Annotated in this window: 13 protein-coding genes; 8 read left to right on the top strand and 5 right to left on the bottom strand. The window is 59.4% G+C overall.

Annotated elements, in window-relative coordinates:
• Nucleotides 1-528: 528 nt before the first annotated feature.
• Nucleotides 529-1,593: a LacI family DNA-binding transcriptional regulator gene (locus FOY53_RS21815; RefSeq protein ID WP_146592430.1), complete on the bottom strand. Its 1,065-nt coding sequence runs from the start codon at nt 1,591-1,593 to the stop codon at nt 529-531.
• Between the two features lie 146 nt (nt 1,594-1,739).
• Between FOY53_RS21815 and FOY53_RS21810 the strand changes: the two genes are divergently transcribed.
• Both FOY53_RS21810 and FOY53_RS21805 read left to right on the top strand, forming a co-directional pair.
• Nucleotides 1,740-2,747: a VOC family protein gene (locus tag FOY53_RS21810; protein WP_146592429.1), complete on the top strand. Its 1,008-nt coding sequence runs from the start codon at nt 1,740-1,742 to the stop codon at nt 2,745-2,747.
• Nucleotides 2,748-2,759: 12 nt separating this feature from the next.
• On the top strand, nt 2,760-3,185 hold the full coding sequence (locus FOY53_RS21805) for a nuclear transport factor 2 family protein (RefSeq protein ID WP_146592428.1): 426 nt from the start codon (nt 2,760-2,762) through the stop codon (nt 3,183-3,185).
• Nucleotides 3,186-3,324: 139 nt separating this feature from the next.
• On the opposite strand, the gene FOY53_RS21800 is transcribed toward FOY53_RS21805, so the two are convergent.
• From FOY53_RS21800 to FOY53_RS21790, 3 genes are all read right to left on the bottom strand, one after another.
• Nucleotides 3,325-3,957: a tyrosine-type recombinase/integrase gene (locus FOY53_RS21800; protein WP_146592427.1), complete on the bottom strand. Its 633-nt coding sequence runs from the start codon at nt 3,955-3,957 to the stop codon at nt 3,325-3,327.
• A 280-nt stretch (nt 3,958-4,237) separates the two neighbouring features.
• Complete coding sequence (locus FOY53_RS21795) at nt 4,238-5,410, bottom strand: acyl-CoA dehydrogenase family protein (RefSeq protein ID WP_146592426.1); 1,173 nt, start codon at nt 5,408-5,410, stop codon at nt 4,238-4,240.
• A gap of 46 nt (nt 5,411-5,456) precedes the next feature.
• Nucleotides 5,457-5,783: a DUF1330 domain-containing protein gene (locus FOY53_RS21790; protein WP_146592425.1), complete on the bottom strand. Its 327-nt coding sequence runs from the start codon at nt 5,781-5,783 to the stop codon at nt 5,457-5,459.
• Between the two features lie 169 nt (nt 5,784-5,952).
• Between FOY53_RS21790 and FOY53_RS21785 the strand changes: the two genes are divergently transcribed.
• Nucleotides 5,953-6,645, top strand: coding sequence for a winged helix-turn-helix transcriptional regulator (locus tag FOY53_RS21785; protein WP_146592424.1), 693 nt, complete (start codon nt 5,953-5,955; stop codon nt 6,643-6,645).
• 388 nt (nt 6,646-7,033) lie between these two features.
• On the opposite strand, the gene FOY53_RS21780 is transcribed toward FOY53_RS21785, so the two are convergent.
• Nucleotides 7,034-7,480: a MarR family winged helix-turn-helix transcriptional regulator gene (locus tag FOY53_RS21780; RefSeq protein WP_146592423.1), complete on the bottom strand. Its 447-nt coding sequence runs from the start codon at nt 7,478-7,480 to the stop codon at nt 7,034-7,036.
• Between the two features lie 78 nt (nt 7,481-7,558).
• On the opposite strand from FOY53_RS21780, the gene FOY53_RS21775 reads away from it, so the two are divergent.
• From FOY53_RS21775 to FOY53_RS21755, 5 genes are all read left to right on the top strand, one after another.
• Nucleotides 7,559-8,005 (top strand): DoxX family protein, encoded by a 447-nt coding sequence (locus FOY53_RS21775; RefSeq protein ID WP_146592422.1) that lies wholly within the window; start codon nt 7,559-7,561, stop codon nt 8,003-8,005.
• 13 nt (nt 8,006-8,018) lie between these two features.
• Nucleotides 8,019-8,231 (top strand): YjiS-like domain-containing protein, encoded by a 213-nt coding sequence (locus FOY53_RS24175; protein ID WP_146592421.1) that lies wholly within the window; start codon nt 8,019-8,021, stop codon nt 8,229-8,231.
• Nucleotides 8,232-8,276: 45 nt separating this feature from the next.
• Nucleotides 8,277-9,272 (top strand): glutathione S-transferase C-terminal domain-containing protein, encoded by a 996-nt coding sequence (locus FOY53_RS21765; protein ID WP_146592420.1) that lies wholly within the window; start codon nt 8,277-8,279, stop codon nt 9,270-9,272.
• Nucleotides 9,269-9,964, top strand: a complete 696-nt coding sequence (locus FOY53_RS21760) for a glutathione S-transferase family protein (RefSeq protein ID WP_146592419.1) — start codon at nt 9,269-9,271, stop codon at nt 9,962-9,964. Before FOY53_RS21765 ends, FOY53_RS21760 begins: the two co-directional genes overlap by 4 nt.
• 574 nt (nt 9,965-10,538) lie before the next feature.
• The gene (locus tag FOY53_RS21755; RefSeq protein ID WP_146592418.1) at nt 10,539-12,197 is read left to right on the top strand and encodes a tetratricopeptide repeat protein; all 1,659 of its coding nucleotides are present in this window, start codon (nt 10,539-10,541) and stop codon (nt 12,195-12,197) included.
• The last annotated feature ends 640 nt before the right edge of the window (nt 12,198-12,837 follow it).

Genomic DNA, 12,837 nt, shown 5'->3' with positions numbered 1-12,837 from the left:
GCGCTTGCTGTCGGGACCCCGTCATCGCCGCCCATCTCCACCTCTTACGCGGAAATTGAATCAGCCCTCAGGGCTTCAGGCAAGCAGCGTTTTTCAACAAAATACGCAGTTAGCGGGCGTTGCAAACTCAGCCTTTTGACGCGGTCAGGCTACGCCTCATGCTGCGATGCCGCGCGCAGAACCTGACGTTCGCCGCAAGCGCATCATCCAGGCACACCCGACCGGCAGCAGAGCGGACTTTTCTTCCGTTCGCCGCACATGCTCAGTTTTCGTTGCGCTCGCGAACACGTTCAGCAGGAATGGCGGAATGCCGACATTCGCTGCGGGCGACACCAAGGTCCACTGTGAGGGCATTCCTTCCGTTTGCCGCCGGCGCTCACTCCCGCCGCAACCACGAAGGTTGTTGGCAGGTAGGGCGGGAGGCCGACGTTCCGTGCAAGTCTTGCGGCTGTCCGCTTGCTTAGTAGAGCGGTCCAAGCGAGTTACCAGTTACTGCAACCGGTTTTCAGCTCAGGAATCTTTTCGACATCAAGACTGTCGGTTGGATAACATCGCGGGAGCGGTCGAGCCGCGGACAACGAGTGATGGGTTTAGCATTTTCGCAGTCGGCTGACACGGATTGAACACCATGCGCGCGGCGATCCGACCCTTTTCCGCATTGCGGGCGTCGATGACGGTAAGCGGCGGATCGGAGTGCTGTGCCTCGGGAATGTCGTTGAAGCCCACGACCGAGAGATCGTCCGGCACGCGCCTGCCGCGCCGCTTCGCCTCGGCGATGAGGGACACACCCTGCATGGCGGCCATGGACAGCAAGGCAGTTGCGTCCGGCGCGTGATGGAGGAGCAGCGCGGCCGCCGATTTATCCCATGGATGTGCCTGCACCACGGGGATGTCGTCGATGTTCAGGCCGTGTTCCGCGAAGGCGCGGCGATAACCCTCCATCTTTTCGCGGTCGATGGGCATGCCGGCGATCGACCCGTCCCTCTGTGGCCCAGGCGGGTGATAGATTGCAGGATCGAAGGTGCGCAGGAACGACATGACGGCGAAGCGGCGATGGCCGAGATCGAGCAGGTGCTTGGCCGCGAGGTAGCCGCCTGTCCGGGCGTCGATGCGGACACTGTTGACCCCCTCACCGCCATCGAAATCAACCACCACGAAAGGGAGCTTGCGCATCTCGGCGGGTCGGGCGACCGACAGGTGCTCGACTTGCCCGAAGATGAAGGCATCGACGAGAGCCGAGTTGATCGCCGGGGAGACGGCCGGGTCGGGAATGATGACCACGTTCGTGCCCTCTTCGTCGCAGACCTCGGCCACGCCGCACATGAACATCTGGAAGGAAGGGTTTCGCAGCGCGTCGGCGGTGCGGAACTGGGCCGGGGCGACAATGCCGATGGCGTTCACCTTGCCTCTGCGCATCAGCCGTGCGGCCGGATCTGGGCCGAGGTAGTGAAGTCGCTCGGCCGCCGCGTGGACACGCTCGCGAACTTCCGGCCGGACCTTGGCGGGATAGGAGAACACGTTCGACGCTGTCCCCAGGGAAACGCCGGCCAATTTCGCCACATCTGAAAGCCGGGGTTTCGTCTGTCGGGTCATGGACGTATTGCTACACGTTTTTTGAAACGATCCAAGTAATTGATTGACACGAATCGGGTAGGGGAGGACGATTTTTTGAAACGATCCAAACCAGAGTCGGCCGGGGACCTTCCGATGCTCGGTGCGGCGATGAAAGGGGGAAAGAGATGACCGAACCGGACATGGACCTCGCTCACCTTGCGCATGTGGAGCTGCTGACCCCGGACATGGCGGGGTCGCTGGGCTACTTCAGCGATCTGCTCGGGCTTGAAGTGACCGAGACTCTGGGCAACGCTGTTTATCTCAGGGGTTTCGAGGAGCAGTACCACCATTCGCTAAAGCTGACTCGCGCTGCACAGGCCGGTCTTGGCCATGCCGCCTGGCGCGTGCGCTCGCCCGCTGCGCTGGAACGCAAGGTGGCGGCGCTGGAGCGAGCGGGCTGCGGCGGGCGATGGATGGACGGCGAGGTGGGCCACGGCCCGGCCTACCGGTTCCGGACGCCGGGGGGACATGCGATGGAGATCTTCTGGGAGGTCGACTACGCACTGACGCCCGTGGGCAAGGCCACGCCGCTGCGCAACCGACCGCAGCGGCGCCCGGCGCGCGGGATTCCGGCGCGGCGGATCGACCATTTCAACCTGATGACGGCAGATGCGCGAAAGGACCGGGATTTCCTCGTGGACGTGCTGGGGTTCCGTGAACGGGAGCGGGTCGACCTGCCGGACGGCAACTTGCTGGCGAGCTTCCTGAGCGTCACGAACCTGTCCCATGACGTGGCGCTGGTGCCCGATCCCGGAGGGATGCCGGGGCGGTTCCATCACCTCTGCCTCTACTACACCTCGATCCAGCACCTGTTCGATCTGGCGGATCTGGCGCGGGAGCGCGGGCTGAGGATCGAAGCGGGGCCGGGTCGGCACGGAATCGGAGGCGCGCCTTTTTTGTTCATGTTCGAGCCCGGGGGCAACCGGATCGAGCTGATCGGCGACCCCGGCTACATGATCTTCGACCCGGCCTGGCGGACAGTGGTGTGGGGGGCGAACGACCTCGACGTCGCCGCGGCCTGGACCGGCGCGCCGATGCCGCCGTCCTTCTGGGAGATCGGAACGCCAGGGGACAGGGCCGTCGGGAGCGGGGATGACCCCGCCGTGTCGCGAAGCCTTGAAGTTCAGGAGTGAGGAGATGGACCGATGAAACAGCGACTAACCAATGCGGCGGTAGCCGCCGCGCTGATGCTGACCCTGCCCTGCGGCGCGCAGGCCGACGACGGGCAGGCCAAGGAAATCCTCAACCGTCACAACGCCGCCTTCGGCGCGGGTGACGTGTCGGCGATGCTGGCGGATTATGCCGAGGACGCCGTGTTCATCACGCCAATGGGTGTGTTCCGGGGCCATGCCGAGATCGGCAGCTTCTTTGACGCGGTGATCGCTGAGTTCGCCAAGCCCGGCGCGAGCTTCGAGGTGCTGCAGACCGCATTCGACGACAACGTCGCCTATTTCGCTTGGAAGGCAGAGACGGCGGAGAACGTCTACGAGGTCGGCGGTGACACGCTGGTAATTGCCGATGGCAAGATCGCCACGCAAACGCTTACGCTAAAAGCCGTGCCGAAGAAGTGAAATCAAAGCCTCCGGAGCCTCAGGAATACCGCCATTCACCAAAATATCGCAACACATCCGATTTAGTTCGAAAAGCAGATATGCGCTGCAAGGCGGTCGGATGGCAGCTCTGGGCCGTCCGCGAAGACGGCCCATGTCTTTAGATTTCAACTGCTTCGGAGATCGCCAGTGCGTCCTCAAGTTCGACGCCAAGGTATCGAAGGGTGCTGTCCATCTTGGTATGACCGAGCAAGAGCTGCACCGCACGCAGATTGCCGGTCTTGCGGTAGACCTGCGCGAACTTGGTTCTGCGCATGGAATGCGTCCCAAATGATGTCGGATCGAGCCCGATGGACTTGACCCATTCGTGAACAAGCCGCGCATACTGGCGTGTCGAAATGTGAAGTCGCTCGTGGAAACGCCCCGGCCAGAGAAACTCGGTCCCGATCATCAGGGGCTCCTCCATCCATCGCAGAATTGATTTGCGCGTTCCCTCGGTGATTTCAAACCGCACAGAGCGCTGCGTCTTGCTTTGAATGATCGAAGCCCGTTCCTTGACCTGACCCGAGGAGTAGATGTCCGCAACCTTCAGTTTCACCAAATCACAACCGCGAAGCTTGCTGTCGATGGCCAGGTTGAACAGAGCAAGGTCGCGATGGTTCTCGGCGATTTCAAGGCGCACGCGGATTGCCCAAACGTGTTTTGGCATCAGAGGTCGTTTCTGCCCGACGACACGGCCCTTGTTCCAGGCAGGGCGACAAGCGCGAATGGCCGGTAAGTTAGCAATGGTCATGATGGTCCCTCCAATCCACCTCGATCCACCACAGCTCAAACCCGACGTTCGCCACTCAGCTTAGCATGCCCATGTTCGCGCGCGGAGAAGGTCAGGTGAGAGCCCAAAAGTGACAAATTCTGCGGCTTGTCTGAGTGTCCATTCTTTTATTGATCGAACTATTCGCCTCTTTACTGACCGACGGTCGATCAGTGAAGAGTCTAGCGATAGGCGATCAGATGCCTATCGGGTGTTCCGAGACCTGCTTTAGGTTTCAATTGTCGAGTGCGCTCACTTGCTTTCAGCCGATCTGGTAGCCAAGTCCGTCCAGTCCAATACGAATACGGCCGAGGGCCTCCAGAAAGGTGGCATTCGCGGCAACGTGATGCGACAGACAACTGCTGTCACGCAGGCACTTTTGCAGCGCACTGGTACGCGCGATCGATGCTGCCCCCCCTTGTGCATAGGCCATACGAACAACTTCGCTGCATTGATGCACGGTACTGACCCCGATAAGCGAAGCATCGCGGATCGCTTGCGTCGGCATTTTTGGGAGCTGCTTGCGGGCGTCCCAGACAGCATCGGCAGTGACGTAGAGCGCCAGCCGACACGACAAGAGGATGCCTTCTGCCCGCTCCAGAATGCGGATGGCTTCGCTGTTTGACGCGTCCCCCAGCCCTGTACTGGCGCCAGATGAATGCACCAGCCGCGCACGGGCCTCGTCCAGCGCACGCCTTGCGATGCCCAGATGGGTTGCGGCGGCGCACATCGTGATCAGCCAAGTACCCGTGGCGAATATCGCGGTGTCCAGACCGGAGGTAATCTTCACCTCGGGCCATTCGAATATCTGTTGATCAGGAATGAACAGATCATCGAACACAACACTATGGCTACCTGTGGCCGCCAACCCGCCAGGGTCCCAAGTACGTTTGATCTTGGCCTCGCCACCCCGTGCAAGTGCGACGATGCGGGTCGGTGTTTCGTTTTTCTCGGTGCCCGGCTTCACGAACATGCCACCCAGAAAAGTCGCCGCAGTGCAGCCCGTTGCAAAAGCCCACTCGCCCGAGATTTGCATGCCGCCAGACACGAAATCAGCACTTTGGATGCGTGGCAGATTGGACCATGCGATGCTGATGTCAGGATCGGCCATAGCCTCGGCGACAAAGCCCTGATTGGCAACGTTGGCGAGCAAAGCGCTGCAAATTGCACCATGCGCACAGGCCCAGCCCGTCGATCCGTCACATTCTGCAAGCGCGATAATCAGATCCAGCCAATCGCGCGTGCTGCCGCCAAGCCCGCCTTGTGATCGGGCTACAAGCAGGCGGTAGACACCTGCGGCCTTGAGTTTTGCCACAAAGTCGTCTGGCAACTGCTTTGCATCCTCGAACTCAAATGCCCGATCCCGCGCTTCTACCGCCAGTCCGGCGGTCGCTGATCGCAAAACCTCCAGTTCGGATTTTGACGTTCCATCCATGGTTTACTTCCTTGATCAAAACAGCTTTGCAACCAATAGTACGGGGTCAACCCGCACGCAGATAAGGGATCGCACCTGCGATATCAGTATCATCAATCACGTGAAAATTGCTGACGCTTCCCGCCTGCCGCGCCCGGCCATAGGGTGCATATTCGGGATCGGTCGCGAAGTTGTCGAGCGCCTCGCGGGTCGGGAACTCCAGGATCGCCATCAGAGTGCTGTCTTTGTCGGCGCCTTCCAGCGTCTCTATCTTTCCGCTCCGGGAGAGGTAGCGACCACCATGTTTTTCGACAAGCTTGTGGACGTTTGTTGCGTATTCCGGGACCCAGCCGTCATTCGTGACCTTGATGTCGGCGATAAGATAAACGGTCATTAGTGTGCTCCTTTTCATGGACGCAGCGGGTGTGCTGCGCCTGATACCGGAAGCCTGCAGAACGCCGTTGATCGTATCTAGTCCCAAGACTGGATCGGGTGATACAGTTTCTGGACTATGCATCGACAATCAAGTGCCTACTTTGGGGTCAAACTTGGAAAGGGTGACCATGTCAAATGCCGGATACAAACAGTTCTGCCCGCTCGCCATGGCCGCCGAGGTTCTCTGCACACGCTGGACGATGGTTCTGCTTCGCGAAATGATCGCGGGTTCGACGCGTTTCAACGACCTGCGCCGAGGCGTGCCAAAGATGTCTCCAACGCTTTTGTCGCAACGTCTAAAAGATCTCGAAGCGGCGGGGATCGTCGAAAAGACGCCGGTGCCGTCCGAGAGGGGCGTGTTCGAATATCGGCTAACGGACGCGGGTCAGGACGTGCGCGAGGTTGTGATATCAATGGGCATGTGGGGGCAGAAGTGGGTTGAGTCATCCCTGTCCCTCAGGAACCTCGACCCATCGCTTCTGATGTGGGACATGCGCCGGAACCTCAATCCCGACCCGCTGCCGAAACAGCGCGTGGTCATTCAGTTCATCTATCACGATCTTCCGTCTACCAAACAGAACTGGTGGCTGGTGATCGAAGCGGCGGGTGACGTCGATCTTTGCTGGGCCGATCCTGGGTTTGACGTTGATCTTTTCGTCACCACCGATCTGCGGACAATGACCGCCATCTGGATGGGCGTCACCAACGTAGCCGCACAGGCCGACAAGTTCGAATTTAGTGGAGCGCTCGAGATTTCCGATTCCATCCAGACATGGTTGGGACTGAGTCCTTTCGCAATTCAGCGAAAACTGATTGCCTGAGCTTTTATTGCAGAGACGTCCGCTCCGTCCGCACTGCCGTCACTCGCTTCTCGAAAATGCTGCGCGAGGCACGAACGGCTGGTCTGGTGAAGCTGTAATGCGGCGTGAACCGACCTGGTGAATGCCTCCTTTGGGCCGTCTCTGCGAAACGGCCCGAGGTACTTGAATTTTCTCCGTTTCAGCGATTGCCAGCACGTCTTCCAGGGCATAGCCTAATTACTTTAGGGTGCTGTCAATTCTGGCGTCGCCTTCCATAAGCTGAACCACTTGCAGGCTTCATGTCTTTCGGTAGATGTGCGCCACCTTCGTCCAAGGCATTGAGTGCGTCACGTGGACGTTGAAGCCAATTCGATGGGTTTCACTGGCCATGAGACGGCCGCGCAAGACCTCAATCATTGATGGTTGTGCCAAGCGCTCCGAGGAGGCTGTTCAACGTTTTAATCTCTTCATCTGTCAGCCGATCTTCGAAATTACCCCGTAGCGTATCGCGGTAGACAGGCCACATGTCCCGGCGCAGCTTGCGCCCGTCCTCGGTGATCCGGACCGAGTACCCGCGCTTGTCGTCATCACAGGACAGTCGCTCGATCAACCCGGCGGCGACAAGCCTGTCAAGCAATCGTGATGTTCCGTATTGCGGCAGCAGCAGTTTGGATTTCAGAGCGTAGGGGCGAATGCCTTCAGTTCCCGACTTCTCGATCTCCAACAGCGCATCATACCAGCTAAGTGACGGTAATCCTTCTGCTTTGAGGGCGCCCTCCACCTGTTCCAACAGCGTTCGGCTGACCGTCATCAGCGTGGTCCAAGCGGCGATGGTGGCGGGTGTGAGATCTTCCATGACCTCATTTAATCACAAAGATGCAATTGCATCAACATTGACTCCCCGACACCTCAGGCGCAATATAGATGCAGTTGCATGTATATTCAGGAGGACCTCATCACGCACAGAAAGCAAATCGAAATCGGGGTTTTTCTCCTTCGAACGGCGCTGGGACTGATGTCCATCACCCACAGCCTGATCCTGAAGCTTTTCATCTTCACCCTGCCGGGCACGGCGGCGTTCTTTCAGTCCATCGGGCTGCCCGGTTGGTTGGCTTACGTGGTTTCCACCGTTGAGGCCGTGGGCGGCATCATGTTGGTTCTGGGCGTCCAGACCCGCTGGGTGTCGATGGCGCTTGTGCCGATCCTGGCAGGAGCAACCTGGGCGCACCTCGGAAACGGATGGATGTTCGCCTACCCGAATGGCGGCTGGGAGTACCCGGCCTACCTGACGCTGCTGGCAGTGGCGCAGGCCCTGTTGGGTGAAGGCGCCTATGCAATGAAACCCTCGACACCGCTGCTGAAGCCAGCTGCGTCGGCATGAAAGGAATGAGCCAATGCTTGCGAATTCTTCAAGAACCCGATGCAGGGCACCTGAAGTTCCAGAAACTCGGCCGTCACACCGGCCGCTCTCGCTGAGACTCCTGCAATGGCTGGTCAGGTGCAACCAGCGTCACCGCAATAGGCAGAAACTAAGTCGGCTGCCGGCCGAACGGCTCGAGGACATGGGCATCACGCCGGAGGAAGTTCGACGGATCTTCGAAAGATGAAGCCCGCCGACCCGCACCGACACCCCACCACCGGAGGACAAGGCAATGCGTGGAATGATCAACGGAACCTGGCACCGAAATCTGGAAGAGCTGGAAGGCTGGACCGCAGATATCGCCACCTCTTTTAGAACTCCGGCGCCAGCGGTGGGGATCAACCCCGACAGGTTGCGCGCGCGGCCCGAGAGCTATCACCTCTATGCCGCGCGCGCCTGTCCCTTCGCGCACCGGGCACTTATGGCGCACGCAATGTTCGGCCTGACCGGGAAAATGCCGGTGACGCTGGCCAATCCCTGGCTGGGCGGGCCATCGGGCTGGACCTTTGCGGCAGACGCCTCGGCGCCAGTCCCGCGTGCCACAGCGCTCTGGGAGGTCTACCGGGCCAACGATCCCGCCTATACCGGCCGGGTCACCGTTCCGGTGCTGTGGGACCGCGAGCGCAATGCCATCGCCAGTACCGAATCGGATGAAATCCTGGCGCAGTTTATGGCCGCGTTCTCCGCTGTCGAGGCGAGGCCCGAGGTGATCCCCGCGACCCGCCATCGGAGCCTCGCAATGTGGTGCGACTGGATCAAGGACAGGGTGAATATCGGCGTCTACCGGATCGGGTTCGCAAGAAATCAAGCTGACTACGACGCGGCGCGGCGGCACTTTGTCGAGGCCCTGACCGAGCTGGACCTCAGATTGACGGGGTACAGGTATGTCTGGGGCGACAGCCTGAGCGAAGCCGACATTCTGTTGTTTGCGACGGCGATCCGGTTCGATGCCGCCTATCAGGGTGCCTTCATGATCCTGGACCTGCAGTGGCGGGACTTCCCGGGCCTGCAGGCGCACCTCGAAACCATGTTGGCGGTGCCCGGCGTGTCGGACACAGTCTCGTTTGCCGATTATCGCACGCATTACTTCGACGATGATGCCTTTGCGATCCGCCGCCCGGGAAAGGATGGTCATTTCATCGTACCCAGAACGCCCGATCCCAGCCTTGGTGCTTCTGCCGTCCGGCCACAGATCGCGCCGGCCAACATCGAGGGGTTTCCGGCATGACCGCCAAGCTCACCCTGATCAGCCACACGCTCTGCCCTTATGTTCAGCGCGCAGCCATTGCGTTGGCCGAGAAGGGGGTCGCCTTTGATCGCCTTTATATCGATCTTGCAAACAAACCAGACTGGTTTCTAAGGATATCGCCACTGGGCAAGACCCCGGTGCTGATCGCGGGCGACACCGCAATCTTTGAATCCACTGCAATCCTCGAATATCTCGAGGACACGCAACCGAACCCCCTTCACCCCGCCGATCCGCTGGAGCGCGCACGTCATCGCGGCTGGATCGAGTTCGGCTCTTCGATCCTGAACGACATCGCAGGCTTCTACTCGGCCGGAGATGAGACCGCGTTTGCATTGAAAGTGGAGGCACTGACCGGGAAGTTCTCGCGTTTGGAAACGCACCTTGGCCCCGGACCATTCTTCGGCGGCGCACAGTTCACGCTCGTCGATGCAGTCTTCGGACCGGTGTTTCGCTACTTCGACACCTTCGATCAGGTGGGCGAATTCGGTATTCTCCCCGGCCGGTTTCGGCTGCTGGATTGGCGCAAGGCGCTGGCACGCCGACCGTCCGTCCTCAATGCCGTCGGTCCCGAATACCCGGAAGAGCTGCATCGATTCCTGATGCGGCGTCACTCTTACCTTTCAATGATCATGCAAGCATCGCAAAAACCGGGGCCTCCAATCGCGGTGTAGCCGAGTCCCCCTCCGAACGTTCCGATTTCCGGCAGGACCGAGATCAAAAGACGCATGACTTGCGCACCTACCCAATGACCGCCACGTCGCTCATGGCGATGTCTTTAAGATCGTTCCCTGAATGACGCACGGGGCTGCCGGCTGCCCGGTTGCCCTCTGCGTTCGAGCAGTGTTCTTCGGTTCTGATTAACTCATAGTGGTGATAGAGCTTCAGTCCGATTGCACTGCACTTGCATCGGAATCCGCAAATGCTGAGCGATGCATGAACGGCCGGTCTGGCGACGCCGCACTGCGGCGAAAACCTTCGGTCTCAAAGTCCGCTGAGGGCCGCGTGTGTTGATCGGAAGGATGTCTGGCAAGGAGGTCACGCTGCAACGCCGCAGGTCCGCTTGGAGCCCAAACTAACCTCGCTGCCGATGGACAGATTCGCACTTGCGGCACGGACGGGCTCGACGTGACCGGCCCTTAGCAGCCGTAAATGCGAAGCGCAGTGAGCGTCTGCTTCGACCGCAGGTGGGTACTATCCAAACAAGGCGGATCCTCATAGCATGACGCTCACATAAGGAGGTTTGCTATGGGATATTATGACCTTGGCTCCTACACCTGTGCGGTCACAACGACGTCTAACGATGCGCAAGTGTGGTTCGACCGCGGCCTCGCCTGGACCTATGCCTATAACCATGAGGAGGCCATCGCCTGTTTTCGCAACGCTCTGGCGGAAGACCCTACTTGTGCTATGGCGCATTGGGGCATCAGCTATTGCATCGGGCCTAACTACAACAAGCCCTGGGAGACCTTCGAAGAGGACGAAAAGCCAAACTGCATTGAGCTGGCGCAAAGCTCGATCCGCGCCGCCTTTCAGTTTCTTGATCGTCTGACGCCAGTTGAGCAGGCTCTGATCCGCGCGCTGCCGTCCCGTTATCCCGACTCAGCCAATGTCGAGGACTTTAGACCGTGGAACGATGCTTTTGCGGATGCGATGCGCAAGGTGCATGCGGACTTCACAGATGACCTTAACGTGTGCGCATTGTTTGCAGAGGCGATCATGAACCGGACACCTTGGCAGCTTTGGGATTTGCCGACCGGTCAACCTGCGAAAGGCGCGAGTACGCTTGAAGCCATCTCAATCCTCGAGAGCGCCTTTGCATCTCTTCCCGGCGCATGGTCGCACGCGGGGCTGTTGCATATGTATATTCACCTGATGGAAATGTCCCCGACACCTGAAAAGGCACTTCGCCACGGTGATGCGTTGAGCACGCTGGTGCCCGACGCGGGTCACCTTTTGCACATGCCGACCCACATTGATGTGCTCTGCGGCGACTATATGAACGTCGTGTTGCGAAACGACACCGCCATTAAGGCAGACAGAAAATTTCTCGCGCACGAGGGGGCGGAAAATTTCTATTCCGTTTATCGTTGCCACAATTACCATTTCAAAATCTACGGCGCGATGTTCCTCGGTCAGCCTTCAAGGGCTCTGGAGGCGGCAGAGGAACTGATTTCTACGCTGCCCGCAGATACGCTGCGACCGATGGCCGATTGGTTCGAGGGCTTCATTTCAATGAAGCAACATGTGTTGATCCGCTTCGGACGCTGGCAGGATATCTTGGCACAGGAGTTGCCTGAGGACGAAGATCTCTACAGCGTCACCTTGGCCATGATGCGCTACGCGCGCACAGTTGCACTGGCAAACACGCGCCAGATTGCCGAAGCTGAGGTTGAGAAGGCTCTGTTCCACGGCGCACTGGATCAGGTGTCAGGTAGCCGGATGCTGTTCAACAACACCTGTCGCGACATCCTGAAAGTCGCCGAGCAAATGATGTTGGGTGAACTCGCCTACCACAAAGGGGAGCACGACGCAGCGTTTGCGCATCTGCGCAAGTCGGTCGAGATTGACGACAACCTGCCCTATGATGAACCTTGGGGCTGGATGCAACCAACGCGACATGCGTTGGGCGCGCTGCTTTTGGAGCAAGGTCAGGTGGATGAAGCCGAAGCAGTCTATCGCGCCGATCTCGGTCTCGACGACACGCTGAGCAGGGCCTGCCAGCATCCCGGCAACGTCTGGAGCCTGCACGGCCTGCACGAGTGCCTAACGCGGCGAGGTGAAACGGTGGAAGCCGCGCACATCAAGCTACAACTCGACAAGGCCAAAGCGCGAGCTGAAGTGTCAATCGAGGCATCCTGTTATTGTCGGCAACGACAGATCACCACGCAGCGCAACGTTCACTGATTTCCGGCATAGGGACATCACAAACGACGGTCGTGTCCGCTCTGCTGCCGGTCGGGTGTGCCTGGATGATGCGCTTGCGGCGAACGGCAGTTTCTGCGCGCAGCATCGCAGCATGAAACCCCGCCCGCCTCGTCAGAAGACTGTGTTTGCTAAGGCGTCTCGCTGCGCATTGTTGTCGCCTGTGCAGCCTGCAGCATCGTAGGTTGCCCCAACGCCTTTCCGAGTGTCTGCTTCTGGGAATGTGGCATCAAAATCTCGCACATGCAGCATCGATGTCGCTTCACCAGGCACGAATGTCGTGGAGGGCTGCCTGCCGCCGGTCGCTAAAGTCGCCGAGGCGGTTTGGGCCCGGTGTCCTCGTGATGCGCTGCCGCAAAGCAGCTGTGAGCCTAAACTGCCTACCTCCTGCCACATCGATCTGGCACGTGCGGCGAAAACTCTCACGTAACTGACGACCCTTTGCTGCCGCTCAACTTAACGATCAGCGCCGCTGTGCGGCTTCACCGAACCTTCGCGCATCGCGCAGCATTTTCGACCATTTAATGAAAACATCGCGGACAAAGTGACCTTCCCCCCGGTATCCGGGCCATTGCGAACTGGAATTTTCCACCTTTGAATGGACGAAGGAGGAAGACCCATG

It is taken from the genome of Puniceibacterium confluentis (assembly GCF_007923445.1).
Lineage (GTDB): Bacteria > Pseudomonadota > Alphaproteobacteria > Rhodobacterales > Rhodobacteraceae > Puniceibacterium > Puniceibacterium confluentis.
Note: the sequence above shows the minus strand (reverse complement) of the source record. Positions and strands in the feature narration are given on the sequence as shown.

Coding starts and splice junctions, on each gene's coding strand:
- FOY53_RS21780 (WP_146592423.1), bottom strand. CDS start 7,480: ATGGAAGATCTCACACCCGCCACCATCGCCGCTTGGACCACGCTGATG.
- FOY53_RS21800 (WP_146592427.1), bottom strand. CDS start 3,957: ATGACCATTGCTAACTTACCGGCCATTCGCGCTTGTCGCCCTGCCTGG.
- FOY53_RS21760 (WP_146592419.1), top strand. CDS start 9,269: ATGACCGCCAAGCTCACCCTGATCAGCCACACGCTCTGCCCTTATGTT.
- FOY53_RS21805 (WP_146592428.1), top strand. CDS start 2,760: ATGAAACAGCGACTAACCAATGCGGCGGTAGCCGCCGCGCTGATGCTG.
- FOY53_RS21810 (WP_146592429.1), top strand. CDS start 1,740: ATGACCGAACCGGACATGGACCTCGCTCACCTTGCGCATGTGGAGCTG.
- FOY53_RS21765 (WP_146592420.1), top strand. CDS start 8,277: ATGCGTGGAATGATCAACGGAACCTGGCACCGAAATCTGGAAGAGCTG.
- FOY53_RS21785 (WP_146592424.1), top strand. CDS start 5,953: ATGTCAAATGCCGGATACAAACAGTTCTGCCCGCTCGCCATGGCCGCC.
- FOY53_RS21795 (WP_146592426.1), bottom strand. CDS start 5,410: ATGGATGGAACGTCAAAATCCGAACTGGAGGTTTTGCGATCAGCGACC.
- FOY53_RS21815 (WP_146592430.1), bottom strand. CDS start 1,593: ATGACCCGACAGACGAAACCCCGGCTTTCAGATGTGGCGAAATTGGCC.
- FOY53_RS21790 (WP_146592425.1), bottom strand. CDS start 5,783: ATGACCGTTTATCTTATCGCCGACATCAAGGTCACGAATGACGGCTGG.
- FOY53_RS24175 (WP_146592421.1), top strand. CDS start 8,019: ATGCTTGCGAATTCTTCAAGAACCCGATGCAGGGCACCTGAAGTTCCA.
- FOY53_RS21775 (WP_146592422.1), top strand. CDS start 7,559: ATGTATATTCAGGAGGACCTCATCACGCACAGAAAGCAAATCGAAATC.
- FOY53_RS21755 (WP_146592418.1), top strand. CDS start 10,539: ATGGGATATTATGACCTTGGCTCCTACACCTGTGCGGTCACAACGACG.